This window comes from Sphingobium sp. B12D2B (assembly GCF_025961775.1).
GTDB lineage: Bacteria > Pseudomonadota > Alphaproteobacteria > Sphingomonadales > Sphingomonadaceae > Sphingobium.
In genome coordinates, this window is the sequence record NZ_JAOQOH010000001.1 from 2,599,399 (window position 1) to 2,624,019 (window position 24,621).

The window sequence follows — 24,621 nt, forward strand, 5'->3', positions numbered from 1 at the left end:
GCTTATGGAGGCCCCACCCGTGCCCAACCCGGGGCATTCACCACCTTTCTTGCGACAATGGGGCGACAAAGCAGTTTGACGCTCCTATATGGCCGGCAACGAGGATCGCGACGCGGCGGGAATCGCACCCCGTCGGCTATGAGTAGAGCCATGCTGACCACGCACCCATTTGATGACGACAAGCTGCGCGAAGAGTGCGGCGTTTTTGGCGTATATGGCGCCGACACAGCCTCCGCCATGGTGGCGCTGGGCCTTCACGCCCTGCAGCATCGCGGGCAGGAAGCCGCCGGCATCACCAGCTGGGACGGTGAGGAGTTCCACACCCACCGGGCCATGGGCCATGTCGCGGGCAACTTCGACAAGGACGATGTGATCCGCCAACTCGCCGGCCATGTTGCCTGCGGCCATGTGCGCTATTCGACGACCGGTGAGACCGCCCTGCGCAACGTCCAGCCGCTCTATGCCGAGCTGTCCTCGGGCGGCTTCGCCATCGCTCACAATGGCAACATCTCCAACGCGATGAACCTGCGCAAGCGGCTGGTGCGCGATGGCGCGATCTTCCAGTCGACCAGCGATACCGAGGTGATCATCCACCTCGTCGCCAAATCGCGTTACCGGACCCTGCTGGATCGCTTCATCGATGCGCTCAAGCAGGTCGAAGGCGCCTATTCGCTCATCTGCCTGACGCGCGAAGGCCTGATCGCCTGCCGCGATCCGCTTGGCATCCGTCCGCTCGTCATGGGCCGGCTGGGCGATGCGATCATCTTCGCCTCCGAGACTGTCGCGTTCGATGTGGTCGGCGCGGAATATATCCGGCAGGTCGAGCCCGGCGAATTGATCGTCGTGACGCAGGGCGGCGAAATCCGCTCGCACCGCCCCTTTGGCGAGACGGCGCAGGCCCGCCCCTGCATCTTCGAGCATGTCTATTTCTCGCGGCCGGATTCCATCGTGGATGGCAGCAGCGTCTATTCGGTCCGCAAGGGCATTGGCGCGCAGCTGGCCATCGAGAGCCCGGTCGATGCCGATCTCGTGATTCCCGTGCCGGATAGCGGCGTGCCTGCCGCCATCGGCTATGCGCAGCAATCGGGCATTCCGTTCGAGCTGGGCATCATCCGCTCGCATTATGTTGGCCGCACCTTCATCCAGCCGGGCGACAAGGTTCGCCATCTGGGCGTGAAGCTCAAGCACAATGCCAATCGCGCGCTGATCGCCGGCAAGCGCATCGTGCTGATCGACGATTCGATCGTGCGCGGCACCACCAGCCTCAAGATCGTGCAGATGATGCGCGAGGCCGGCGCCAAGGATGTGCATATGCGCATCGCCAGCCCGCCGACCCGGCATAGCTGCTTCTACGGCGTCGATACGCCCGAGCGCGCCAAGCTGCTCGCGCACCGCATGGACGTTTCGCAGATGTGTTCGTTCATTCATGCCGACAGCCTCGCCTTCGTGTCGATCGAAGGCCTCTACCGGGCGATCGGCGAGGCCCGCCGCAACGATGAGCTGCCGCAATATTGCGATGCCTGCTTCACCGGCGATTATCCCACCACCCTCACCGACTTCGACGATCAGGCCGAAGTGAACCAGCTCGAACTGCTGCGCGAACGCGTGGTCTGAGCCGGAGCGGAGACAGCATGACCGACACGACCGACAACCGGCCCCTGGCCGGGCGCCTTGCCCTCGTCACCGGCGCCAGCCGGGGCATCGGCGCGGCCACCGCCATCGAACTCGCGCGCGATGGCGCGCATGTGGTTCTGGTCGCGCGGTCCGTGCCGGATCTTGAAGCGGTGGAAGAACAGATCCACGCCGCCGGTGGCAGCGCCACCATCGCCCCGCTCGACCTGACCGACGGGGAGAGCATCGGGCGCCTGGCCACGGCGATCAGCGGGCGCTGGGAAGCGCTTGACGTGCTGGTGCTCAATGCTGCCACGCTGGGCACGCTTGCCGCCGTGACCGCCATCGACACCAAGGAATTCGCCCGGCAGCTCACGCTCAACATCGCCTCGACTCAGGCGTTGATCGCGGCCTTCGATCCCATGCTGCGCAAGAGCGGCGATGCACGCGTCGTGGCCCTCTCCACCGGCGTCGCGACGGCGCCACGCGCTTATTGGGGCGCCTATGGTGCCTCCAAGGCGGCGCAGGACGTGCTGGTGAGCGCCTATGGGCAGGAAGTCACCAAGATTTCCAAGGTCCGCACCCACATCGTCAACCCCGGCCCGACCCGCACCACCATGCGCGCCCGCGCCTATCCCGGCGAAGACCCGGCCACGCTCAAGACACCGGACGTGGTCGGTCGTGCGATTGCCGATCTGGTGGTCAGCGATGCGGCCGACGGCACGCGGGTCGATCTGCCGCGGTAAGAGCGGCGGCCGGCGATTGGGCCGGCTTTTTCCATCAACGATTTGGGGCGGTGCTTTTGCGCCCTGGGCTCCTGCCTGCGCAGGGGCACAAGGTGGTGTGGAGCATCACCGCGTGGACGTTTGATCGGGCGTACAAGTGAGCCGTTAAGCCCAAGCTGTGCTCCTGCGCAGGCAGGAGCCTAGGGCAGCAGAGCTCCACGACGGCGGATTGACCAGCGCTTTGACAAGCGCTCCGACAATCCCGCCACCCGCTCAGATCACTCCGTCAGATCGCTCCACACATTCTTGATCTTGCTGAAAAACCCGCTCGACTGCGGACATTCCTCGCCGGTCTCGGTGGCGCGAAATTCCTCCAGCAGTTCCTTCTGCCGGGCAGAGAGCTTGGTGGGCGTCTCCACTTCGATCTGGATGACGAGATCGCCCCGGCCGCGTGCGTTCAGTACCGGCATACCGGCGCCGCGCTGGCGCAGTTGCTTGCCGGACTGGATGCCGGCAGGAATGCGGATTTCATGATCCTCGCCGTCCAGGCCGGGCACCTCGATGGTGCCGCCCAAGGCCGCGAGCGTGAAGCTGATCGGCACGCGGCAGAACAGGTTGGTGCCGTCCCGCTCGAAAATCTGGTGCCGCTTCACATGCAGGAAGATGTAGAGATCGCCCGCCGGCGCGCCGCGCGGTCCGGCTTCGCCCTGCCCGGTGAGGCGAATGCGCGTGCCTTCATCGACGCCAGCCGGCACCTTCACGTCCAGCGAACGGCGCTTGTCGACACGCCCCTCGCCGCGACAGGCGCGACAGGGTGATTTGATCCGCTGGCCCGCGCCATGACAGCTCGGGCAGGTCCGCTCGATGACGAAGAAGCCCTGCTGCGCCCGCACCTTGCCGTGGCCACCGCAGGTCGGGCAGCTTTCCACGCTGGTCCCCGGCTCCGCGCCGCTACCGTCGCAGGCGTCGCACTGGGTGGAAACATCGATCTCGATGGTCGTGTCGCGCCCATGGAAGGCATCTTCCAGCGAGATTTCCATGTCGTAGCGCAGGTCCGCGCCGCGCCGTGTCTGTTGCCGGCCACCGCCGCCAAAACCATCGCCGAAGATCGTCTCGAAAATATCGGAGAAATCGGAGAAGCCGGCCTGACCGCCCCGTCCGCCGCCCATGCCGCCCTGCTCGAAAGCGGCGTGGCCGAACCGATCATAAGCCGCGCGCTTCTGCTCGTCCTTTAGGCAGTCATAAGCTTCGTTGATCGCCTTGAACTTGGCTTCGCTCTCCTTGCAGCCCGGATTGCGATCCGGATGACACTGCATGGCCAGCTTGCGATAGGCGGACTTGATCGTCGCGCCATCCGCTGTCCGCTCGACTTCGAGCAGCTCGTAATAATCGATTTTGCTACTCATGCCCCGCAGCAGTCCCAAGCAATCGCCCGGCCGGCCAGTTGATGGGCCGGCCGGGCGTCATTTCCGTTCAATCAGGCTTTGTTGTCTTCGTCGACTTCCGAGAACTCGGCGTCGACGACGTCATCATCAGCCTTCTGGGCCGTGCCTTCGGCGCCCGGAGACGCGGCCGCAGCCTGCTCCTTCTCGTAGATCGCCTGGCCCAGCTTCATAGAGACCTGAGCCAGTTCCTGGGTCTTGGTCTTCATGGCCTCGACATCGCCGCCCTCGACTGCGCTCTTGGCCGCGGTGACAGCCGCCTCGATCTCGCCCTTGAGCGCCTCGTCCACCTTGTCGCCATGCTCGGCGAGTTGGCGCTCCGTGGTGTGGATCAGGCTCTCGGCGTTGTTCTTCGCCTCGGCGCCCTCGCGACGCTTCTTGTCCTCCTCGGCAAAGCGCTCGGCATCCTTGACCATCTGGTCGATGTCGGAATCGCTCAGACCGCCAGAGGCCTGGATCTTGATCTGCTGCTCCTTGCCGGTGCCTTTGTCCTTGGCGGACACGTTCACGATGCCGTTCGCGTCGATATCGAACGTGACCTCGATCTGCGGCACGCCACGCGGTGCCGGCGGAATGCCGACCAGATCGAACTGGCCGAGCAGCTTGTTGTCCGCCGCCATTTCACGCTCGCCCTGGAAGACGCGGATGGTCACTGCCTGCTGATTGTCATCAGCCGTCGAGTAGACCTGGCTCTTCTTAGCCGGGATCGTGGTGTTGCGATCGATCATGCGGGTAAACACGCCACCCAGCGTCTCGATGCCCAGCGACAGCGGCGTCACGTCGAGCAGCAGCACGTCCTTGACGTCGCCCTGCAGCACGCCGGCCTGAATGGCGGCGCCCATGGCGACCACTTCATCCGGGTTGACGCCGGTGTGCGGCTCCTTCCCGAAGAACTCCTTCACCACTTCGCGCACGCGGGGCATGCGGGTCATGCCGCCGACGAGCACGACGTCGCTGATCTCGCTGGAGGAAACGCCTGCGTCCGCGATCGCCTTCTTGCAGGGTTCGAGCGTGCGCTTGATGAGCGCCTCGACCAGCCGCTCAAGGTCGGCACGGGTGATGGTCTTGACCAGGTGCTTGGGACCAGTCGCATCGGCGGTGATGAACGGCAGGTTCACTTCCGTCGTCTGCGCGCTGGAGAGCTCGATCTTGGCCTTCTCGGCGGCTTCCTTCAGGCGCTGCAGCGCCAGCTTGTCGCCGCGCAGGTCGATGCCTTCATCCTTCTTGAAGCCATCAGCGAGATATTCGACGATCTTGGAGTCGAAGTCCTCACCGCCGAGGAAGGTGTCGCCGTTAGTCGACTTCACCTCGAACACGCCGTCGCCGATCTCGAGGATCGAGATGTCGAAGGTACCGCCGCCAAGGTCGTAGACCGCGATGGTCTTGCCTTCGCTCTTCTCAAGCCCATAGGCGAGCGCGGCCGCGGTCGGCTCGTTGATGATGCGCAGCACTTCAAGGCCCGCAATCTGGCCGGCGTCCTTGGTCGCCTGGCGCTGCGCGTCGTTGAAGTAGGCCGGCACGGTGATGACGGCCTGCGTCACGGTCTCACCGAGATAGCTCTCGGCGGTTTCCTTCATCTTCTGCAGGATGAAGGCGGAAATCTGCGAGGGGCTGTAGTCCTGCCCGCCAGCATTCACCCAGGCGTCGCCATTGGGACCCTTGGCAATGTTGTAGGGGACCAGCTCCATGTCCTTCTTGGTCAGCGGATCGTCGAACCGGCGACCGATCAGGCGCTTGACGGCATAGACGGTGTTGTCCGGATTGGTCACGGCCTGACGCTTGGCCGGCTGGCCAATGAGCCGCTCGCCATCCTTGGCGAATGCCACGATGGAGGGCGTGGTGCGCGCGCCTTCCGCATTCTCGATCACTTTCGGCTTGCCGCCGTCCATCACGGCGACGCAGCTGTTCGTGGTGCCGAGATCAATACCGATAACCTTAGCCATATTTGCCCTCTTGTACCCCATGTGTAGTTGAGCGCCCGGAATTGGGCCGCTGCCGGGGCGGCTCCGCACTCAGGCCGAAACCACCCCGTTGACCGCGCCGATATAGGAGGGTGTTTTCGGGTCACAAGAGCCTCGGTGAATTACCTATGGACGGAAACGCAAGCACGTGGGAACGCCACTCGAATTAAGGGGTGACTTGACCGTTCATAGCTGGTTGCGAATAAGCGCCTGACGATTGTGAGCTGCGGTGCTCACCCGTCGGGCACGATTTGGCCATTCTGTCCATGCTATGCGGGTGCCTATGATCAAAGTTTTGTTGATTACCGAGGACCTGCCTGCGAGCAACTACGGGACGGGCCAGCGCATCAGATTGTGGAAGGAGGCAATCGAGACCATCGGCGAATGCCGCGTACTTCATATGGCGTTGCCCGGCAGCGCCCCCAGCGTCGCGGACTACGGCGCGCCTATGGCTTTCGATTATCGAGCCGGCCGTATGAAATGGCTCTGGTGGCAGGGCAGCTTTGGTTATTATCGGGCTGCGCGGCGTTACGACGACCTGCTTCACGGCATTCATCGCGAGTTTCCGTTTGACGCGGCGATCTGCAGCTTTTTCAAAACCGCGCCTGTCGCACCGCTCGATCTGGCGCCCTGCATCCTTGATGTGGATGCGCTGCTCTGGCCAGACAGCAGCTTCGCAAGCGCGATCTGGCCGCTCACGCAAATGGCCATGCGGCGCCGGGCGCGCCGCTTTGCGGAAACCGTCGTCATTGCAAAGCATGAGGGGGACGTTCTCGCATCACCGGGCCTACAGCCCAAATTGCTTCCCGGTGCATCCCGCACGGTTCAGGCCGCACTGGATCCTGAGCAACCGCGTGGCCGCAACATATTGTTCGTGGGGCCCCGCCACTGGCAGCCCAATCGGGAGGCTATGGAAGCGCTCATAAGCAGCGGGCTTCCGGCCCGGCTGGACGATGCGGGCTACACGCTGCGCCTCGTCGGCCAGGGCACGGACGAATTCCCGCCGATGCGCGGCTTGAGCGGCGGCGGTTTCGTGGATGATATCGCGCAGGAATATGCTCAGGCTGCGCTTGTCCTGAGTTCCACGGAAGCAGGCAACGGCGCGAACATCAAGCTGGCAGAAGCCATCCAATATGGCTGCGCAGTCATCGCAAGCGACTATTCAGCGCGCGGCTACGAAGGTGTGCTCGTGCCCGGCGAGCATCTCATGACCTATGCGGACCCTGCCGCCCTGCCCGACCTCGTCATGGCGACCCTGGCCGACGAGCCACTGCTTCGCCGCTATCGCGCAAATGCGGCACTGGTGGCCCGCGAGCGGCTGAGCAAGGAAGCGCTTACGACGCTGGTTGCCGGATGGCTCGAAAGCGCGATCGCCTGGGGCCAATAACCCTCCCACTTGGCATGCTCTGGCCCAGCCTCTATCGGGTTAGCCAAATAGACGACCGGAGAACGGCAATGCTCAAGGCCCGCACCCTCTTCACGGCAGCCGCGATGCTGGCGATGCTCGGCGCTTGCAGCGACCCCCCGCCGCTGGATGTCGATGGCGGCTTCCTGCGCCTTAACCCCAATCCCAATGCCCCGTCAGCGGCCTATTTCACGATCCACGGCGGCGCCGATGATGTCGTGTTGCGCGACGTGCTGACCGACGAGGCCGTGCGTGTGGAAATTCACGAGAGCGGCACCAAGAACGGCGTCGCCTCCATGCGCCCAGTGAAGACGGTGGACGTGCCCGCCGGCGCGACAGTGAAGTTCGAACCGGGCGGCAAGCACCTCATGCTGTGGTCGATCAACCCGCAGGCGCTTGAGGACAAGAAGATGACGTTCACCTTCATCTTCTCCAATGGCCAGCGCATTCTCGCCGACGCCATCGTGCAACAGCCAGGCGCGGATGGAGAGATGGCCGGCATGGAAGACCATAGCGGCCATTGAGCTGGGCTTAGCCTGTCCAGGAATATGATGGGAAGATGGGCGTGACGGCCCTGGGATGGTGGCGCAGACAAGACTGAACCTGCGGCCCGTCTGATAGCGAAACGATCTCCAATGTTAGAACGGATTTAATACTTGCGGAGTTAGAGACTTGCTGCCGCGCGCGCCCGCTTTATGGGGCGGCTGGGCGGAGAAATGTGGTGGGGTCGGTTGATGGAAGACGTGGCAAGCAAACCGTGGGGCGGCTTGCTCCTTATCTTGCCCCTTCTCGTTCATCAGTACGAAGGCGATGTCTTCATTGAGCAACAGGCGGCGAATGGCCTGCACCAATGGATTCGCCATTTCGGCCAGATGACATTGTGCGTGAAGGTCGTGAACGCTCCCCCTCCTGCGGACAGCGTCTCGATCGCAGGGCTTGGCTTGGGACCCAATCTTGCCGTTGAGCTGATGCCGCCAGGGTGGACGCCCCTTTCCTTTGCCAAGGCCTATCCAGAGATGCGTGCCAAATTGTCACGGCTGATCGACAGCCACGCGTTCCTCCATTGTGCCCTTGGCGGGGTATGGGGAGACTGGGCCGCCGTTGCGGCGCTGATGGCCGCTCGCCGAGGACGGAAGGTCGCCGTGTGGACGGACAGGGTCGAGTCGGAAGTCATGCGCATCGACGCCCTCAGAGCGTCGGGCATCCGGCGCTTTGTCAGGCTTATGAATGCGAGCCTCGCGCGACGCCTGGAGCGTCGCGCGATTGGTTCGGCAGCGCTTGGCCTGTTCCACGGCAATGATTGCTACCAGACTTATCGTGGGTTCAATGCCAATTCGTTTCTTGTGCACGACATCCATTTGAAGCCGCACGACAAAATCTCGGACGAGAGCCTGGTCCGCAAAATACGCGACGTCGAGCACGCCCCACTGCGTCTGATCTACATTGGGCGGTTTCACCCCGATAAAGGTGTCATGGACTGGATAGAAACGCTCCGTCTCGTCAAAGAGGCGGGGGTAGCGTTTCGTGCCCAGTGGTTTGGCGATGGCCCGCAACGGGAAGAGGCACGCGCAAAAGTGCTGGCGCAAGGGCTTGAAGAACAGATCGAATTCCCCGGCCTCCTTGTCGATCGATCGGAGCTGCTGGATAAGTTGCGCGCGGCGCATCTGATGCCGTTTTGTCACCTGACACCTGAATCTCCGCGAAACCTGATTGAGGCGCTGGCGTCCGGAACACCCATAGTCGGTTATGAGTCAGCATATCCTCAGGATTTGATTTCGGGCCACGGCGGCGGCGTGCTCACCCCCATGGATCCTCAGGCTTTAGCGGCTGAACTGGTCCGGCTGGGGCGTGATCGGGCTGCCCTCGCGGCGTTGATCGGCCGGGCGGCTCAGGATGGTGCGCACATGAACGACGAAGCCGTGTTCGCTCATCGGGCATCGCTGATGAAGCTATACTGTCGAGCCGAACCTCGGGGCGTCGAAGCTCTCATCAGCGGGACGGGCCTTGAGGGCGCGCGCCGTGACAGCGATTTCAAACCCTGCGCTTAGCCTGGCCGGATAGAGGCGACGGCCTGCCCCCGAGCATGTGCCATCGAAAATCACTCCCAAGCTATCCTTGGCCAGGGGCAAGGTACTGCTCGTCATCGATGTGGGAGCGAACATTGGCGCCGCATGTATTTGATTTAGAACCCGCAAACCGGCGTGAAATGCTGTACGGGATTTGCACCGATCAGCCCACGAAAGAGACCTTTGTTTTGGGTCTGCCCCGGAAATGCGGTTTTTTCATTCGCTCGGAAATGTGCATTAAAAACCCTTGAATCAGGGCGTTTAATGGTGGGCGCGGCAAGGATTGAACTTGCGACCCCACCCGTGTGAAGGGTGTGCTCTACCACTGAGCTACGCGCCCGGCGATCCAATCGCGGAGGCGAGCGCTTTGGCGATTGAGGGACGGCATGTCAAGCCGCTGTATCGGCCTTCCGTGCGATTCCTTCGGGCACCAGCGCGACACCGCGCTTCGCGTCAGTGCTTGGTCTGCGTCATCCGGTCGACATAGGCGATGCCGATGGCGGATGTGATGAACAGGCCGTGGATGATCGACTGCCACATCACCCCCTCGCTCGTCACGCGAGCCGCAGGCGTGCCCATGGCGCCAGCCTCGATGAATGTGCGCAGCAGGTGGATGGAGGAAATGCCGATGATCGCCATCGCCAGCTTCACCTTGAGCACGCCGGCATTCACATGGCTGAGCCACTCCGGCTGATCGCGATGGCCCTGCAGGCCGAGCCGGGACACGAAGGTCTCATAGCCGCCAACGATGACCATGATCAGCAGGTTGGAGATCATCACCACGTCGATCAGCCCGAGCACCATCAGCATGATCTGCTGCTCGGTGAACTCGTAGGCGTGGAGGACGAGGTGGATCAGCTCCTTGATGAACAGGAACACATAGACGCACTGCGCGACGATGAGGCCCAGATATAGCGGGAGCTGAAGCCAGCGCGACCCGAAGATCAGCAGCGGCAGCGGACGGAGCGGAGCGTTGGGATCGGCAGGTGTCATGGCGGCGCCAGATAATGGGCCGCCCAAGCCCTGTCATCCCCGATTCTGGTGGCCGCCCGGTGATCATCGCACGCTGCGCGCGCTCGACCGACCTGCTGCCGCTTGCATGGCCGGTTCCCCTCACCCATATCGCGGCGCATGGCAGACACCCAGCACAGCGCCATGCCGGTCTGGCACGGCACCACCATCCTCTCCGTCCGCGCTTCAGGAAAGGTCGTCGTCATCGGCGATGGCCAGGTCTCGATGGGGCAGACAGTCATGAAACCCAATGCCCGCAAGGTCCGCCGCCTGCATGATGGCAGCGTGATCGGCGGATTTGCCGGCGCCACGGCGGATGCCTTCACGCTCTTCGAGCGGTTGGAGAGCAAGCTGGAGCGCCACAACGGGCAGCTCATGCGCGCCGCCGTGGAACTGGCGAAGGACTGGCGGACGGACAAATATCTGCGCAATCTCGAAGCCATGATGATCGTGGCGGACAAGGATACGACGCTGATCCTCACCGGCAATGGCGATGTGCTGGAGCCGCTGGAAGGCATTGCCGCGATTGGATCGGGCGGCAATTACGCGCTCTCCGCCGCGCGGGCGCTGCAGGATTATGAGAAAGACGCCGAGACGCTGGCGCGCAAGGCCATGAAAATTGCGGCGGAAATCTGCGTCTACACCAATGACAGCCTGACCATCGAGATGCTGGACAGCGCCACCTGACACATCATCCCGCCCCACCCCGTTCGTCTCGAGCGAAGTCGAGAGACGGACAGACCGGCTTCAACGTGTCTCGACTTCGCTCGACACGAACGGATTTCAAAGCACCCTTATGAACGACAATCTCACCCCCAAAGCCATCGTCACCGCGCTGGATGCGCACATCATCGGCCAGGCCGAGGCCAAGCGCGCCGTCGCCGTTGCCCTGCGCAACCGCTGGCGGCGGCAGAAGCTGCCGGCCGAGCTGCGCGACGAGGTGACGCCCAAGAACATCCTGATGATCGGCCCCACGGGCTGCGGCAAGACGGAGATCAGCCGCCGTTTGGCCAAGCTCGCCGATGCGCCGTTCATCAAGGTGGAAGCCACCAAGTTCACCGAGGTCGGCTATGTCGGCCGCGATGTGGAGCAGATCGTGCGCGATCTGGTCGAGGAGGCGGTGCGCCTCGAACGCGAGCGCCGCCGCGAGGCCGTGCGCGGCGCGGCCAGCGAGGCCGCCATGGGCCGACTGCTCGATGCCCTCACCGGCAAGGAAGCCAGCGAGGCCACGCGCCTCTCCTTCCGCCAGCGGATCGAGAGCGACCAGATGAACGATGTCGAGGTGGAGGTCGAGGTGACCGATGCCCCGGCCGCGCCGATGGAAATCCCCGGCATGGGTGGCAATATCGGCATGATCAACCTGTCGGACATGATGTCCAAGGCGCTCGGCCAGCAGCAGAAGAAGCGTCGCAAGATGCGGGTTGCCGATGCCTGGGACAAGCTGGTCGAGGAAGAGCAGGACAAGCGGCTCGATCAGGACGATGTCGCCCGCGTCGCCATTGCCTCGGCCGAGCAGAACGGCATCGTGTTCCTCGACGAGATCGACAAAATCGCGGTGAGCGACGTGCGCGGCGGATCGGTGAGCCGCGAGGGCGTCCAGCGCGATCTGCTGCCGCTGATCGAGGGCACGACGGTCGCCACAAAATACGGCCCGCTCAAGACCGACCATATCCTGTTCATCGCCTCGGGCGCCTTCCATGTCGCCAAGCCGAGCGACTTGCTGCCGGAACTGCAGGGCCGCCTGCCGATCCGCGTGGAATTGAAGGGCCTGACCGAGGAGGATTTCGTCGCGATCCTCTCCGACACCAAGGCCTCGCTGCCCGAGCAATATGCCGCGCTTCTGGCGACCGAAGGCGTCACCATCCAGCTCGCGCCGGACGGTATCCGCGCGATCGCAAAGATCGCCGCCGACGTGAACGAGCAGGTCGAGAATATCGGCGCCCGCCGACTGCAGACCGTGATGGAAAAGCTGCTGGAGGATGTGAGCTTCGAGGCTGACACCCGCGCGGGCGAGACAATCACCATCGATGCCGGCTATGTCGAACGCCAGCTTTCGGGTATCGCCAAGAACACGGACCTGAGCAAATATATCCTCTGAACCGGAGGCGTTAAGGGAGCGATTGCGCATGAGCTATGAGACAGTGCTGGTCGAGCAGCGCGGCGCCGTCACGCTGGTCATGCTCAATCGTCCCCAGGCGCTCAACGCCCTCAACAGCCAGGTGCTGGCCGATCTGATCGCGGTATTCGAGGGCTACGATGCGGACGACGCGCAGCGCTGCCTCGTCCTCACCGGCAGCGAGAAAGCCTTCGCCGCCGGCGCGGACATCAAGGAGATGGCCGATAAGACCGGCGCCGACATGTACCGCGCGGAGATGTTCGCGCAGTGGACAAGCCGCATCGCCGCGACGCGCAAGCCGTGGATCGCGGCGGTTGCCGGCTTTGCACTCGGCGGCGGGTGCGAACTGGCGATGATGGCGGACTTCATCATTGCGGCAGACACGGCCAAGTTCGGTCAGCCTGAAATCACATTGGGTGTGGCGCCGGGCATGGGCGGATCGCAGCGGCTCACCCGCGCGGTCGGCAAGGCCAAGGCGATGGACCTGTGTCTGACCGGCCGCCGCATGGATGCAGAGGAAGCCGAGCGGGCTGGCCTCGTCGCGCGCATCGTGCCGGCCGACGATCTGCTCGACGAAGCGCTGAAGGCGGCCGAGGCGGTCGCCGCCATGCCGCCGTTGGCCGTCATGGCCAACAAGGAGCTGGTCAACCTCGCGTTCGAAACCACACTCACCCAGGGTCTGGTCAGCGAGCGGCGCATCTTCCAGCTTCTCGCATCCACCGAAGACAAGGCGGAGGGCATGGCAGCCTTTGTGGAAAAGCGCCGGCCGGAATGGACCGGGCGTTAAGCACTGCTACAGTGCTCTGTGCCGATGAGGCGCGGCACAACGGGTCGCCGGAAATAATAACAACTTTAAAGATTTGGAGACATTTCACCCTCTAGATGAAGTGCTCACGGCGAGCGGCGCGGCTTGATGAGACGAGCCCTCCGTGATTGACCGAAATAAGATGTGAGATGTGACGGTGGGTAACATCAAAGGCCGAGGCAGCCCCCTGCGTCATCACCCCGAAGCAGTTGAAATCGATCTGATTCGCGGCCTCTTTCATGCCTTCGCGCCGGCGCTGGTCATGACGATCAGCTTTCTGTCTGCGGGGCTGGTGATCCTGAACCGCACCGGGGACAGCATCCTGCTCGTCCTCCTCATCCTGGGCGCAGTTGCGTCCGTTGCCCGCCTCGTGTCGGCGCATCTGATCGCACCAATCATCCATGCCGAAGGGGTGACGATCGAACAGGCGAGATATCTCGAGCGGCTCTTTGCGATTCCCTATCTCTGCTTTTCCCTTGTGCTTGGCCTCTTCGGCTTTCGCCTGCTCCAGCTCCCCTCCGCGGACACCCATATGGTGGCTGCGGCCCTGTCTCTGAGCTATTGCGCCGGTGTCGCTGTCGGCATGGGATCGCGGATGTGGATCGCCGTGCCGAGCATGATCTTGGCGCTCGGGCCGGTGATCGCCGCGATGCTGCTGCAACCCGACTTTCTCTATAAGCTCAGCGGCGCCGTGATGGCGGCGATCCTGCTCAGCGGCATCCAGAGCCTGCGCGGCAAGCAGAACCGCTCGGCGGACGACATTGCGCTGCGCATCGCCTTCTCGCACCTCGCCCGCAAGGATGCGCTGACCGCTCTCCCCAACCGCATCGCGCTGCGCGAGTGGTGGGAGCAGGTGGTCGCCTCCGGGGCGGAGAACAAGCTGGTCGCGGTCCATTATCTCGACCTCAACGACTTCAAGCCAGTTAACGATCGCCATGGCCACCCGGTCGGCGACGCCCTGCTCGCAGCCGCCGGCAAGCGCATCGCCCGCACGATAAGGGACAGCGACATCGTCGCGCGGCTCGGCGGGGACGAATTTGCGGTCATCCAGTATGACATCGTGAACGCCGACGATGCCGCCCAGCTCGCCGCCCGCATCCGGGAGGCGATCACCCAGCCGTTCAGCATTGGCGCGCTGACCCTCAAGATCTCGACCGGCCACGGCTTCGTGGTGTCGCGCGGCCGGGACGAAGCGCTCGAAGACCTGCTCGCCCTTGCCGACAAGGCGCTCTACACCAGCAAACAGGGCGGCGAAATTTCCCAATATGAGGCCGTCGAGACAATCACCCGCCGCGTCGCCTGATCAGCACTCTGATCTCAATCCCCACCCGGTAGCCACATGGGTCAACAAGTGTGACGCGCGGGTCAAGCCAGCGGCGTTGGATTCACGCATCGGGTGCGGCATAGCCTGAAGGCGTGGCACCGCCTTGCTCATCGCGCGCAGGCGGCCGAACGTCGGGAGAGGATATGAAGACGCACGGGCTTGCTATTCTGGCCGCAACGGCGCTGCTGGGCGCCAGCGCTTGCCAGATGACGACCTCCACCACTTCGGTGGCGACGGAAGCCGGCATCGGCCACACGCACATGGTGAAGGCCGACGATCAGCCCGGCCAATGGGCATCCTACAGCCGGACCTGGGACGAACAGCGCTACAGCCCGCTCGACCAGATCAATGACAGCAACGCCCATCGCCTCGGCCTCGCCTGGTTCGACGATCTCGACACCTATCGCGGTGTGCAGGCCACGCCGCTGGTGATCGACGGCGTGCTCTACAATGAGAATATCTTCAACGTCGTCACGGCCTATAATGCCAAGACCGGCGAGAAATTGTGGGTGTACGACCCAAAGGTCGGCAAGGAATGGGCCGGCCTCGCCTGCTGCGGCCCCTCCTCGCGCGGCCTTGCGGCCTGGGGCAACAAAATCATTATCGGCGCGCTCGATGGGCGGCTGATTGCCATCGATCGCAAGACCGGGGCCGAGCTCTGGTCCGCGCAGACCTTCGATCGCAAGGAGCAATATTCGATCACCGGCGCGCCGCGCGTCTATGACGGCAAGATCATCATCGGCAATGGCGGCGCGGACTATGGCTCGCGCGGCTTCGTGGTTGCCTATGATGCCGAGACCGGCAAGCGACTGTGGAAATTCTACATTGTCCCCGGCAACCCCGCCAACGGGCCGGACGGCGAAGCCTCCGACAGCGCGATGAAGATCGCCGCGCCGACCTGGCATGGCAAATTCTGGGAGACCGGCGGCGGCGGCAATGCGTGGGACAGCTTCGCCTACGATCCCGAACTGAACCTCGTCTACATCGGCACCGGCAATGGCAGCCCGCAAAGCTGGCATCATCGCAGCGACAGCAAGGGCGACAATCTGTTCCTCTGCTCCATGGTGGCGGTGGATGCGACCACGGGCGCGTACAAATGGCACTACCAGATGGTGCCCGAGGAGGACTGGGATTATACCTGCACCCAGCCCATCGTGCTCGCCGACCTCAAGATCGACGGCAAGCTGCGCAAGGTCGCCATGCAGGCGCCGAAGAACGGCTTCTTCTACGTGCTGGACCGCGCGACCGGCGCGCTGATCTCGGCCAAGAGCTATGTCTCGGTCAACACATGGGCCAGCCATGTCGACATGAAGACGGGGCGCCCGGTGGTGCTGCCCAACGCGCATAACACGACCACGCCGCACATCATGAGCCCGAGCTGGATGGCCGCGCACACCTGGCACCCGATGAGCTACAGCCCCAAGACCGGGCTGGTCTATCTCTCGGCGCAGGAGCAGGGGTCGATCTACGCCAACCAGCCGGACGGTGCGTATCAATATGTGCGCGGGCGCAACAACACCGGCTTCGATCATGCCAACCAGCCGGAGCTGCGCAAGCAGCTGATGAATGAGATCATGGCGAGCGAGAAAGGCTATCTGCTTGCCTGGAACCCTGCAACCCAGAGCGAGGCCTGGCGCGTGCCCTATCCGCATCCCGGCTCAGGCGGCGTGCTGACCACGGCGGGTAACATCCTCGTGCAGCCGACCATCAACAAGACCGTCGCCATCTACCGGGCGGACAACGGCCGGAAGCTCTGGGAAATGAACGTCGATCAGGCCGGCGTCGCGGGCGCGATGACCTATATGATCGATGGCGAGCAATATATCGCGCTCAATGTCGGCTGGGGCGGCTCGCCGGTCTATAATCTTGCCAAGGATGGCCCCTTCCGCTTCGCCACCGCCAAGCTGCTGGTGTTCAAGCTGGACGCCAAGGGCGTGACACTGCCGCCGATGAAAACGCAGGACGAGACGGCTTATCTGCCCCGCCAGCGCATCCCTGCCGAGGTCGCCGCGCGTGGTGCGGCTCTCTATGGCGAGACCTGCAATCGCTGCCATGGCGACAATGCCGTCGGCGGCATCAAGGATCTGCGGCGGATGAGCAAAGATGCGCATGATGGCTTTCTCGACATTGTGCTGAACGGAACCCTGCTCCACAAGGGCATGCCCAATTTCAGCGGGGTGCTGACCAAGGCGCAGACCGAAGACATCCACGGCTATCTCATCACCCGTGCTCAGGAAGACTGGTAAGGGCACGGGAACGGGCACCCCGCGCCGACGTTAGACCAATGAGAGACAACAGGCGTGGGACGAGATCATGACGAGACAAGCGAAAACCGATAAGCCGAAATCGGCAACCCCGCGCCGCGCGAGGACCAAGGCCGTGAACCCGCGTCAGTTGCCCGTGGTGGTGGAGCATGACAAAAGCACGACGCAGGTCATTGCCGACAAGGCGGTCAAGACCGGCCGCGCCCTTGGCAAGACCAGCGTGCGCCTGGCGCAACCGATCGTCAAATCGATCAAGCATGAGGATAACCGCACGCTCGCCAAGATGGTGGTCGCAGCGGCGACGCCGCGCCTCATCAACTACGGCCTGCGCTTTGCGGTCCGCAATCCGGTGCTGACCGTCGCCGGCATTTTAGTGGCCGCGACCATCATCGGCTCGCAGGATGATGGGGCCCAAGAGGAGAGCTGAGCTCTTCTCCGACAGCGGCACAAACGCAAACGCCGGGGCAAAACCCCGGCGTTGCTGTTTATGGCTGAGGGCGTTCGGGGCGCTTAGTGCGGCCCCTTCCCGTCCGACACGCCGCCCCAATCCTCATTGGCCCGCGCGATCAGATAGCCATGGATCGCCTCGGCATCCTCGGCCGAGATGAGGTCCGCAAAGCTCGCCATGCCCTTGTCGGCATAAAGACCCTTGAGAACGATGTCGTTGAACTTGGCGTGCGTCTCGCGGGTCATCATCCGCAGATCCTTGACGCCGCCGATGGCCTGCTGGCCGTGGCACACCGCGCAGGTCTCGGCGAAGAGCTGCGCCCCGCGCGCGACCTGCGCTTCGCTGGCGCGGAGCGGCGGCGGCTCCGGCGCCTTCGCGGCCGGCTGGAGCGCCGGCAACTGCGCCGTGCCGCCCAGCTTGAAGACGATCAGTCGGGCCGGCGCGCGCGGCATCTCGATGCCCTGCCCGCGCTCGACCATGGCGGCGCCCCCGCCCCAACCAGCGTTGACGGCGACATATTGCACGCCATCCAGCGTGTAGGTGATCGGCCCGGCGACCGGCGCGCTCTGCACCGGCATTTCCCACAGCAGCTTGCCGTTGCGGGCATCGAAGGCCGCGAAGGTCTGGCGCGTCGTGCCCTCGAAAACGAGGTCGCTGCCCGTGACCATCACGCCGCCATTGCCGTGACGCGGCAACGGAATCTTCCAGGCAGCCTTCTGCTTCACCGGATCCCAGGCCAGGAGATAGGCCTTGTCCATGGCCACGGCCCCTTTCATCAGCTCGCCACGCTTCTTCGCCGCCTCGCCGGTATATCCACCCCAGCCCGCATTGGAGCGGAACGGCTTGGGCTGGAAATCGGGATCGAGCGCCAGCACCATGCCGGATTCGTAGAGCGGGAAATAAGCCAGCTTGGTGCGCGGACTATAGGCCATGGGGAACCAGTTATGCGCGCCGCCCGGCCCCGGCTTCACCAGAAACGGATCCTGGCCATAATGCGCATCCGGGTTCATCTTCGGGCGGCCGGTCTTGGGATCGATGCCGAGCGTCCAGTTCGCCGGCGCAATCTGGCCGGCCGAGATGAACTCGCCCGTCGCGCGGTCCAGCACGTAGAAATAGCCGTTCTTGGGCGCCTGCATCAGCACCTTGCGGTCACGCCCGCCGATCTTCAGGTCCGCCGTGACGATGGATTGCGTGCAGGTGTAGTCCCAGTCCTCCTCGGGCACCATCTGGTAGTGCCAGGCATATTTGCCGGTCTCGACATTCACCGCGACGATGGAGCAGATGAAGAGGTTATCGCCTTTGCCATTGCTGCGATAATGCCAGGAGAGCGGCGACCCGTTGCCCGTGCCGATATAGACAAGCTTGAGCGCGGGATCATAGCCGATGCTGTCCCACGCATTTGCCCCGCCGCCGAGCTTCCAATAGTCGCCGGACCATGTCTTGCGGATCATTTCCATGACATTATCGGACGCGGCGCCATCCGGCCCCTTGGCGGGATCGCCCGGGGTCAGGTAGAATTTCCAGTCTTCCTTGCCGGTGTCGGCGTCGTAAGCTGCCACGAAGCCGCGAATGCCCATGTCGCCGCCGCTGTTGCCGACGACCACCTTGCCGTCGAACACGCGCGGCGCGCCGGTGATGGTATAGGGCATGTCCTTGGGCGTGCTCTGCACCGACCAGACCGGTTTGCCGTCCGCCGCATTGAGCGCAATCACCCGCCCGTCCAGCGTCGCGATGATGACCTTGCCCTTCCACAGCGCCAGGCCCCGCGCCACCGGCTCGCAGCACGCATAGCGCCCGAACTCGCGCTGCACCTGCGGATCATAGGTCCACAGGCGCTTGCCGGTGCGGGCATCATAGGCAATCGTGATGTTCCACGGCAGCGTGTTGTAAAGTACGCCATCAGCATAAAGCGGCGTGGCCTCGACACCCCGGAAGGTATCGAGATCGTCATACCAGGCGATGCCGAGCTGGCTTACATTCTGCGCATTGATCTGGTCGAGCGGGCTGTAGCGCTGGGCGCTGTAGGTACGCCCGTCATGCAGCCAGTCCGTGCCGTCGGTCGCCTGTGCCGCCATCCGTGCGCTGTCGACCTCGGCCCGACCGCTGGCCTGCAACTGCGCCATGAACGCAACCATCAGCGCGCCCAGAACCAGCAGGGCTATGCCCACCGCACCGGCGGGCCGTCTCCACATCGCCATCATTGCGTTCAGTCCTTCGGCGGCTGGCCAATCGGCTGCGATCCATCGACCCAGCGGCCGACCTTGAGCGAGTCCATCTGCGCCTTCGTGCCCGGCGGGCGATGATAGGCACCGACCTCGCCCCGATCAGGTGCGAACAGCTTGCCGGACACCGGATTGGGGTAATGGAAAGGGATGATGTAATAAGCGGGGTAGGTCAGATAAATCACCGACGGCGGCAGATCCGGCGGCGGATCGAACTTGTCCGGCCAGGTGTTGTTCATCGCCCATTTGCCCCAGCCTTCCCAGCTTGTGTACATGGTGAAGGGGCCGGTCAGGCGGCTGATCTTCCAGACGCCATTCTCCTTGCGATACTCATTCTCGTAGAGCGGCAGGCCCCAGCCGCCGTTGCTCATCACGAAGGCGCGCGCCCGCACCCAGCCGGTCTTGCCGTCGGCGGAGATGTCCGGGATCGGCTGGAACTGCATGTGGTTGGCGAGCGCACCCTTCTTGGTGCCGTCCGGCCCGAAGGCCTTCTGCATATATTCGAGTACCCGCGCCTTGCCGAGGAAGATGCCCTTGCCGCCAATCTCCAGCGTGGCATCCTCTGTGAACAGCTCGGACAGCGGATGCCACTGGCTCTTGTCCACGAAATAGCCGTAGCTGCGCTGCAGCTTCTCGATGGCGTTGAGGTCTTCCAGTCGGGTGATGCGCTCATCCAGGGCGGCGAGGCGTTCGGCTGCAGTTTGCGCCGAGGCCTGCGCCGCAGGAAGCAGGGCGGACGCGGCGATCAGGGCCGCGACGATGCGGGTCCGGTTCATCATGGCTGCCTCATTCCCTTTGCTGCGCTGCTCTCTTCGCGCTTGCCGCTCTCCATGCCGCGATCCGGGCGGCCAACGATGTCATCGCCCTCCATCGGCAGCGCCTTGAGCGACTGGCCGGTGACGGGATGATCGTAGCTGAACGCCGGGAGATAAGCGTTCGGGAAGGAGCGGTAGACCTCCGTCGGCGGCTTGTCCGGTGGGAACAAGGCGCTCGGCCCGTCCATCTGGATCGCATATTTGGCGAAGCCGAGATCATAATCGGTCATGGCAGTGACGTAGAAGTGCAGCGTGTCGAACTTCCACACCCCGCCTTCCTTCACATATTTATTCTCGTAGATGCCAACGCCCCAACGGCCGTTCTCACCGGGCCGGGCGAGCATCACCATGCCCTGCCAGCGCCCAGTCGCCGTGCGGCCATCCGGCGCGACCACCACAATGGGCTGCAGCATCATGTGATTGTTGAGGCTGCCTGCGCTCAGGCCTTGCGGCCCAAAGAGCAGCATCGCCTGCCGGATGCGCGCCGGGCCAATATAGACCCCGCGCTGCCCATATTCGAACTGCCCGCGCGCTGTGAACAGGTCCGCCGCCTGGTTCCAAAGGCCCTTGTCGAAATAATAGCCAAAGGTCGCGGTGAGGTTCTCGATGGCGAGCTGGTCCTCCAGCGCTTGCACCCGCTTCTGATAGGCGGCGACCTTGCCGCGCAAGGACGCGTCACTCTGGGCCGCGGCGGGCGCAGGCGCCGTGATGACAAGGCCGCCAATCAATGCGGCCATGATGCTGGTGCGAGCGCTCATTGCACGGTCTCCGACACGGGCTGGCCAGTCACGGGATTGGGCGCGTGGAACGGCGGAAGCGTGCGATCCGGGAAGGCGCGCGTGCTGGTCGACGGGCGATCCGGCGGCATGGCCTTGCTGGCCGCGCTGCGTGTCAGCCCCTCACCGGGCTTGAGGCGTGCCCAGCCCTTTTCATAAGGCGCCACGAAATTGATGTAGAGGTGCAACCGCGCGATCTTCCACACGCCGTCTTCCTTCACATACTCATTCTCGTAAATGCCGTCGCGCCACTCGGCATGCTGCTTGTGCTGGCCGAGCATTCCGAGGTCCCGCCACCGTGCCTTGGCGCTGCGGCCATCGGGCGCGACATCCACGACCGGCTGGAGCGTCACCCACTCATTGAGCTGGCCATAGATCAGCCCATCCTGCCCGCCATGCAGGGCCTTCAGATAATCGCGGATGCGGTCCTTGCCGATATAGACGCCATCGGCGCCGATCTCGATGCTGCCCTTGTCCGCGAACAGGTCGGCCGCGTCCTGCCACAGGCCCCGATCGAGATAATAGCCAAAGGCGCGCTGCAGCTTCAACACCGCGCGGGCGCCCTCCAGTTTCTCGACGCGCGTGGTGAGCGTGTCGATCTCCCGGTCGATGCCCGTCTGCATCTGCGCCTGCGCCGGTCCGGCCGCGATGAGCAGTGACCCCAGCGCCAGCCGTAGTCCCAGCGATGCCGCGCGCCTCATCGCAGTTCTCCCATCGGCACGGCCCGCAAAGCGAAGGCGCCCGGGTCCTGCCCCTTGAGGGCGGGGTCGAAGAGGAAGCGACCCTTGCTTTCCACCGCATAGGCAAAGCCATCGAAGTGGGTGACGCCGGGCACGCCGTCCATGCCATCCTTGAGCAGTTTCACGGTCACATCATCCCCTTCGATGGTGAGCAGGCTGATCCGCCCTGCCGGCCCTTCGGCCTGCAGGAAGCGGTTACCCCCGATGGGCCGCAGGCCGTCCGGCCCGTTGAGCGGTTGCGAGACATTGAGCTTCGTCAGGCCGGCAAAGCTGCCATCCCCTCGCAGATTGACCCGCAGCATTATGTTCTGCCGGACATTGTTGACGTAGAGCGTGCCATCCTCGCTGAAGGCGATGCCATCGACACCGCCGAGCAGGGCCTTATCCTCGACCAGCAGCGACACCGCCTCTGCACCCGGCGCAAGCGTGAAGATGCGCCCATTGGTGGTCTCGGCGATATAAGCCGTGCCATCCTTGGCGAGCGCGATGTCATTACACGCGCTGGCCGGCGCAGGCATCTCGTAGCGCTTCTTGAGATCGCCCGATGCGAGGTCGAAGGCGACGAGCGCGGACACCGCCCCTGCCTGCCCCATCGGCACCGAGCAGGCCCAAAGTGTGTTGGTCCGCTCGTCGACGAGCACGCCCAGCACCGCCGCCAGCTTGTTCTTCTCGTCCGGACGGATCCAGGCGACGGCCTGCGTACTGCCGGGCACCGCACGGTAGATATTGCCCTTGAAGCTGCTGATGTAGAAATTGCCCTTGGAATCGACGTCGGCATTCTCGGGGAACACGCCCTTGTCCGCGACGATGATGTCCTTCGGCAGCGGCTTGGCGAAGGGCGCGGGCATGAGATAGGGCACTTCATTGGAGATCGTCTCGATCCGCGCGATACGGCCATTGGCGATCTTGAAGATGCTTACGAAACCGACGGTGCGCGCATAATGGGCCTCAGCCGGGTAGCTCTGTCCGTTCCGCCCGGTGAACTGCATCTGCGCCCCGGAGAGGTCGCGATAGCCGATCGCAGCGACCAGCCCGCGTGCCTCATCGACCGCCACGACCTCATGGCGCAGCGCCTCGACCTCGCCGAACAGGCCGCGCGTCAAAGGCGCCGCACAGCCGGCATCCTTCGCACTTTTGGCGACCAGCAGCCCCGTCACCGGCACGCCATTCTCGATGGTCGTGCAGCCCTTGTCGAAGCTGACCGCCGGTCCTTCCCCATTCGCGGCGACAGAGGAGAAATAAGCATCGACCAGCGCCGTCATCTGACCGCGCGGCAGGCGTGCCTTCGGGCTGAGTCTGCTCGTCAGGCTCTTGGACGGCGCGTAGGTAACCGGATCACCGAAGGGCTGGCGCCCCTGCTTGCGCCGGATGACGGATTGCACGGCGGCAATCCTGCCGCCCTCCGACGCCATGTCCATGGCGTAGAAGCCGGGCTGGCCATGATCCTCGACAGAGCCGAACCAGACCACGCGGCCCGTCTGGCTGTCCGTCACCACCAGCGGCGCATCACCGACCGCCTTGATCGTGACCCAGGAGCTTTCGCCAATGCGCACCGGCACGCTGTTCTCGGCGTAGAGCACCGGGTCGGACCATGCCACGCCGACCGGATCGGCCTTGGCCATCGCGGTCATGAAGCTGCCGGCGAGCTGGCTGAGGCAGGCGGAGTCGCAAGGCGCAGAAGATTGTGCCGTGGTCTGCGCCATGGCCGGCGCGGTGACGAGCGCGCAGAGCGCGGCTGCGGTGAAAAGCGGGCGCCTCATTCGCCCTGCTCCCCATGCTCGCGGCCGGTCGCCCAGGGATTGTGCATGAAATAGGGCACATAGGTGAACACGGCTTCGATCTCCTGAATCGCACCGTCTCTCACGCGGAAGGCTTCCAAGAGCGTGATCGAGTTCGGCCATTTGAGCGCGGTCTTCATCTCGCGCCCGTCGGTCAGCTTGTAGCGGTCCACCTCATTGTCATGATCGAAGAAGCCGGAGGCAATGACGACGCCGCGCTCCTCGTCGACCAGCGGAAAGCGCCGCTCGCGGATGCGCTTATTGATGTAGTAGATGCCGAGCTTGAACTGTTCGAGGCAGCCCGAGGCCAGCGAGGCCGCATTGCCGTTCGCGCCCGGCTCGGCGGAAACGCCCTTGCCCGGCGCGGTGGTGCTGATGCCGTTCTCCAGCCGCCCGCAATCCTCGGTGAACGGCGCAAACACCGTGCCGTCATTACGCTCGACCGTGTTGAAATAGCTCTGCGCCACCGCAATCAGCCGCGCCCGCGAGACGCGCTGATCGGGCGGCAGAACCTCGTTGAAGGCAGGGTGATGCGCGACCTTGTCCGGATCGCCAAAGGGCGCCGGCAGGCCGGTGCGGCGATGCACGACCGTCTCGATCTGGTCGATCTTGTCATTCTGCACGCGCATCCGCATCGCATAATAAGCCGGCTCGCCATGCTCCCACACGACGCCGAACCAGGCGACCTGCCCGGTGAGCGGATCGGCGGCTTCGAGGCCAGTCGGCGCGACCTTGCTGATCGAGCGCCACAGACCCTTGCCGATCGGGATGACGACATTGTTCTCGGTAAACTGCACGTCTGCCGCGAGCTTGAGGGACGAGGGGTCCTTCTTCGCCAGCGCCGCCATGTAATCGCGCGCATAGCCGATCAGACAGTCGCGGTTGCACGTCGGAATATTGACCGCACTGCGCTCGCCAAAGGCCTGCGCCATGGCTGGTGTCGCCGTCGTTGCCAGAAGCGCGGCGCCTGCCGCGGCCATCAGCCGCGTGTGCCAGCGGTGAACCCTGTTGCTCACAAATTTCCCCTCCTGTCGCCTTCCGCCCAGCGATGCCTGCACTGATCGCTTGTTACGGAGCGGGGCCACCATAAGGGGCGTTTCGCGCGCTTGTCA

At 63.9% G+C, this 24,621-nt stretch carries 20 protein-coding genes and 1 tRNA gene; 11 read left to right on the plus strand and 10 right to left on the minus strand.

Annotated elements, in window-relative coordinates; translation table 11 throughout:
• The first annotated feature begins 150 nt into the window (after positions 1-150).
• Both purF and M2335_RS12360 read left to right on the plus strand, forming a co-directional pair.
• Complete coding sequence (gene purF, locus M2335_RS12355) at positions 151-1,614, plus strand: amidophosphoribosyltransferase (RefSeq protein ID WP_181559103.1); 1,464 nt, start codon at positions 151-153, stop codon at positions 1,612-1,614.
• Positions 1,615-1,631: 17 nt separating this feature from the next.
• Complete coding sequence (locus M2335_RS12360; protein ID WP_264594870.1) at positions 1,632-2,357, plus strand: SDR family NAD(P)-dependent oxidoreductase; 726 nt, start codon at positions 1,632-1,634, stop codon at positions 2,355-2,357.
• 257 nt (positions 2,358-2,614) lie between these two features.
• Here the strand turns inward: M2335_RS12360 and dnaJ are convergent, their stop codons facing one another.
• Together dnaJ and dnaK are read right to left on the minus strand one after the other, a co-directional pair.
• The gene (gene dnaJ / locus M2335_RS12365; protein ID WP_264574752.1) at positions 2,615-3,742 is read right to left on the minus strand and encodes a molecular chaperone DnaJ; all 1,128 of its coding nucleotides are present in this window, start codon (positions 3,740-3,742) and stop codon (positions 2,615-2,617) included.
• Positions 3,743-3,813: 71 nt separating this feature from the next.
• On the minus strand, positions 3,814-5,721 hold the full coding sequence (gene dnaK, locus M2335_RS12370; protein ID WP_181559100.1) for a molecular chaperone DnaK: 1,908 nt from the start codon (positions 5,719-5,721) through the stop codon (positions 3,814-3,816).
• Positions 5,722-6,022: 301 nt separating this feature from the next.
• Between dnaK and M2335_RS12375 the strand changes: the two genes are divergently transcribed.
• From M2335_RS12375 to M2335_RS12385, 3 genes are all read left to right on the plus strand, one after another.
• Positions 6,023-7,126, plus strand: coding sequence for a glycosyltransferase (locus M2335_RS12375; RefSeq protein ID WP_264594871.1), 1,104 nt, complete (start codon positions 6,023-6,025; stop codon positions 7,124-7,126).
• Positions 7,127-7,194: 68 nt separating this feature from the next.
• On the plus strand, positions 7,195-7,668 hold the full coding sequence (locus tag M2335_RS12380) for a copper chaperone PCu(A)C (RefSeq protein WP_264594872.1): 474 nt from the start codon (positions 7,195-7,197) through the stop codon (positions 7,666-7,668).
• Between the two features lie 210 nt (positions 7,669-7,878).
• On the plus strand, positions 7,879-9,192 hold the full coding sequence (locus tag M2335_RS12385) for a glycosyltransferase family 4 protein (protein WP_264594873.1): 1,314 nt from the start codon (positions 7,879-7,881) through the stop codon (positions 9,190-9,192).
• 283 nt (positions 9,193-9,475) lie between these two features.
• Here the strand turns inward: M2335_RS12385 and M2335_RS12390 are convergent.
• Positions 9,476-9,550 (minus strand) — tRNA-Val (locus tag M2335_RS12390).
• A gap of 113 nt (positions 9,551-9,663) precedes the next feature.
• Complete coding sequence (locus M2335_RS12395; RefSeq protein WP_264594874.1) at positions 9,664-10,203, minus strand: TIGR00645 family protein; 540 nt, start codon at positions 10,201-10,203, stop codon at positions 9,664-9,666.
• Positions 10,204-10,365: 162 nt separating this feature from the next.
• On the opposite strand from M2335_RS12395, the gene hslV reads away from it, so the two are divergent.
• The 6 genes from hslV (at position 10,366) to M2335_RS12425 (ending at position 17,157) form a co-directional block, all read left to right on the plus strand.
• Positions 10,366-10,908, plus strand: a complete 543-nt coding sequence (gene hslV / locus M2335_RS12400) for an ATP-dependent protease subunit HslV (RefSeq protein ID WP_264595414.1) — start codon at positions 10,366-10,368, stop codon at positions 10,906-10,908.
• A gap of 109 nt (positions 10,909-11,017) precedes the next feature.
• Complete coding sequence (gene hslU, locus M2335_RS12405) at positions 11,018-12,319, plus strand: ATP-dependent protease ATPase subunit HslU (RefSeq protein ID WP_264569771.1); 1,302 nt, start codon at positions 11,018-11,020, stop codon at positions 12,317-12,319.
• A gap of 28 nt (positions 12,320-12,347) precedes the next feature.
• A complete protein-coding gene (locus M2335_RS12410; protein WP_264574746.1) occupies positions 12,348-13,124 on the plus strand; it encodes an enoyl-CoA hydratase-related protein in 777 nt (258 codons plus the stop codon).
• Between the two features lie 175 nt (positions 13,125-13,299).
• A complete protein-coding gene (locus M2335_RS12415) occupies positions 13,300-14,445 on the plus strand; it encodes a GGDEF domain-containing protein (RefSeq protein ID WP_264594875.1) in 1,146 nt (381 codons plus the stop codon).
• Between the two features lie 164 nt (positions 14,446-14,609).
• A complete protein-coding gene (locus M2335_RS12420; protein WP_264594876.1) occupies positions 14,610-16,712 on the plus strand; it encodes a PQQ-dependent dehydrogenase, methanol/ethanol family in 2,103 nt (700 codons plus the stop codon).
• Positions 16,713-16,845: 133 nt separating this feature from the next.
• Positions 16,846-17,157: a hypothetical protein gene (locus M2335_RS12425; protein ID WP_264594877.1), complete on the plus strand. Its 312-nt coding sequence runs from the start codon at positions 16,846-16,848 to the stop codon at positions 17,155-17,157.
• An 83-nt stretch (positions 17,158-17,240) separates the two neighbouring features.
• On the opposite strand, the gene M2335_RS12430 is transcribed toward M2335_RS12425, so the two are convergent.
• The 6 genes from M2335_RS12430 to M2335_RS12455 are packed head-to-tail and all read right to left on the minus strand — an operon-like array spanning position 17,241 to position 24,525.
• Positions 17,241-19,376, minus strand: a complete 2,136-nt coding sequence (locus M2335_RS12430) for a PQQ-dependent dehydrogenase, methanol/ethanol family (RefSeq protein ID WP_264594878.1) — start codon at positions 19,374-19,376, stop codon at positions 17,241-17,243.
• Between the two features lie 8 nt (positions 19,377-19,384).
• Positions 19,385-20,179 carry a nuclear transport factor 2 family protein gene (locus tag M2335_RS12435; protein WP_264594879.1) on the minus strand — a complete coding sequence of 265 codons (795 nt, stop codon included), beginning with the start codon at positions 20,177-20,179 and terminating at the stop codon, positions 19,385-19,387.
• Positions 20,176-20,973 (minus strand): nuclear transport factor 2 family protein, encoded by a 798-nt coding sequence (locus M2335_RS12440; protein WP_264576273.1) that lies wholly within the window; start codon positions 20,971-20,973, stop codon positions 20,176-20,178. Before M2335_RS12440 ends, M2335_RS12435 begins: the two co-directional genes overlap by 4 nt.
• Complete coding sequence (locus M2335_RS12445; RefSeq protein WP_264594880.1) at positions 20,970-21,692, minus strand: nuclear transport factor 2 family protein; 723 nt, start codon at positions 21,690-21,692, stop codon at positions 20,970-20,972. The genes M2335_RS12440 and M2335_RS12445 overlap by 4 nt, the downstream gene beginning before the upstream one ends.
• Positions 21,689-23,491, minus strand: coding sequence for an SMP-30/gluconolactonase/LRE family protein (locus M2335_RS12450; protein WP_264594881.1), 1,803 nt, complete (start codon positions 23,489-23,491; stop codon positions 21,689-21,691). The genes M2335_RS12445 and M2335_RS12450 overlap by 4 nt, the downstream gene beginning before the upstream one ends.
• Positions 23,488-24,525 (minus strand): hypothetical protein, encoded by a 1,038-nt coding sequence (locus tag M2335_RS12455; RefSeq protein ID WP_264594882.1) that lies wholly within the window; start codon positions 24,523-24,525, stop codon positions 23,488-23,490. Before M2335_RS12455 ends, M2335_RS12450 begins: the two co-directional genes overlap by 4 nt.
• Between the last annotated feature and the right edge of the window lie 96 nt (positions 24,526-24,621).

Coding starts and splice junctions, on each gene's coding strand:
- dnaK (WP_181559100.1), bottom strand. CDS start 5,721: ATGGCTAAGGTTATCGGTATTGATCTCGGCACCACGAACAGCTGCGTC.
- M2335_RS12395 (WP_264594874.1), bottom strand. CDS start 10,203: ATGACACCTGCCGATCCCAACGCTCCGCTCCGTCCGCTGCCGCTGCTG.
- M2335_RS12410 (WP_264574746.1), top strand. CDS start 12,348: ATGAGCTATGAGACAGTGCTGGTCGAGCAGCGCGGCGCCGTCACGCTG.
- M2335_RS12445 (WP_264594880.1), bottom strand. CDS start 21,692: ATGAGGCGCGCGGCATCGCTGGGACTACGGCTGGCGCTGGGGTCACTG.
- M2335_RS12375 (WP_264594871.1), top strand. CDS start 6,023: ATGATCAAAGTTTTGTTGATTACCGAGGACCTGCCTGCGAGCAACTAC.
- M2335_RS12430 (WP_264594878.1), bottom strand. CDS start 19,376: ATGGCGATGTGGAGACGGCCCGCCGGTGCGGTGGGCATAGCCCTGCTG.
- M2335_RS12380 (WP_264594872.1), top strand. CDS start 7,195: ATGCTCAAGGCCCGCACCCTCTTCACGGCAGCCGCGATGCTGGCGATG.
- dnaJ (WP_264574752.1), bottom strand. CDS start 3,742: ATGAGTAGCAAAATCGATTATTACGAGCTGCTCGAAGTCGAGCGGACA.
- M2335_RS12385 (WP_264594873.1), top strand. CDS start 7,879: ATGGAAGACGTGGCAAGCAAACCGTGGGGCGGCTTGCTCCTTATCTTG.
- M2335_RS12450 (WP_264594881.1), bottom strand. CDS start 23,491: ATGAGGCGCCCGCTTTTCACCGCAGCCGCGCTCTGCGCGCTCGTCACC.
- M2335_RS12435 (WP_264594879.1), bottom strand. CDS start 20,179: ATGATGAACCGGACCCGCATCGTCGCGGCCCTGATCGCCGCGTCCGCC.
- hslU (WP_264569771.1), top strand. CDS start 11,018: ATGAACGACAATCTCACCCCCAAAGCCATCGTCACCGCGCTGGATGCG.
- purF (WP_181559103.1), top strand. CDS start 151: ATGCTGACCACGCACCCATTTGATGACGACAAGCTGCGCGAAGAGTGC.
- M2335_RS12360 (WP_264594870.1), top strand. CDS start 1,632: ATGACCGACACGACCGACAACCGGCCCCTGGCCGGGCGCCTTGCCCTC.
- M2335_RS12440 (WP_264576273.1), bottom strand. CDS start 20,973: ATGAGCGCTCGCACCAGCATCATGGCCGCATTGATTGGCGGCCTTGTC.
- M2335_RS12420 (WP_264594876.1), top strand. CDS start 14,610: ATGAAGACGCACGGGCTTGCTATTCTGGCCGCAACGGCGCTGCTGGGC.
- hslV (WP_264595414.1), top strand. CDS start 10,366: ATGCCGGTCTGGCACGGCACCACCATCCTCTCCGTCCGCGCTTCAGGA.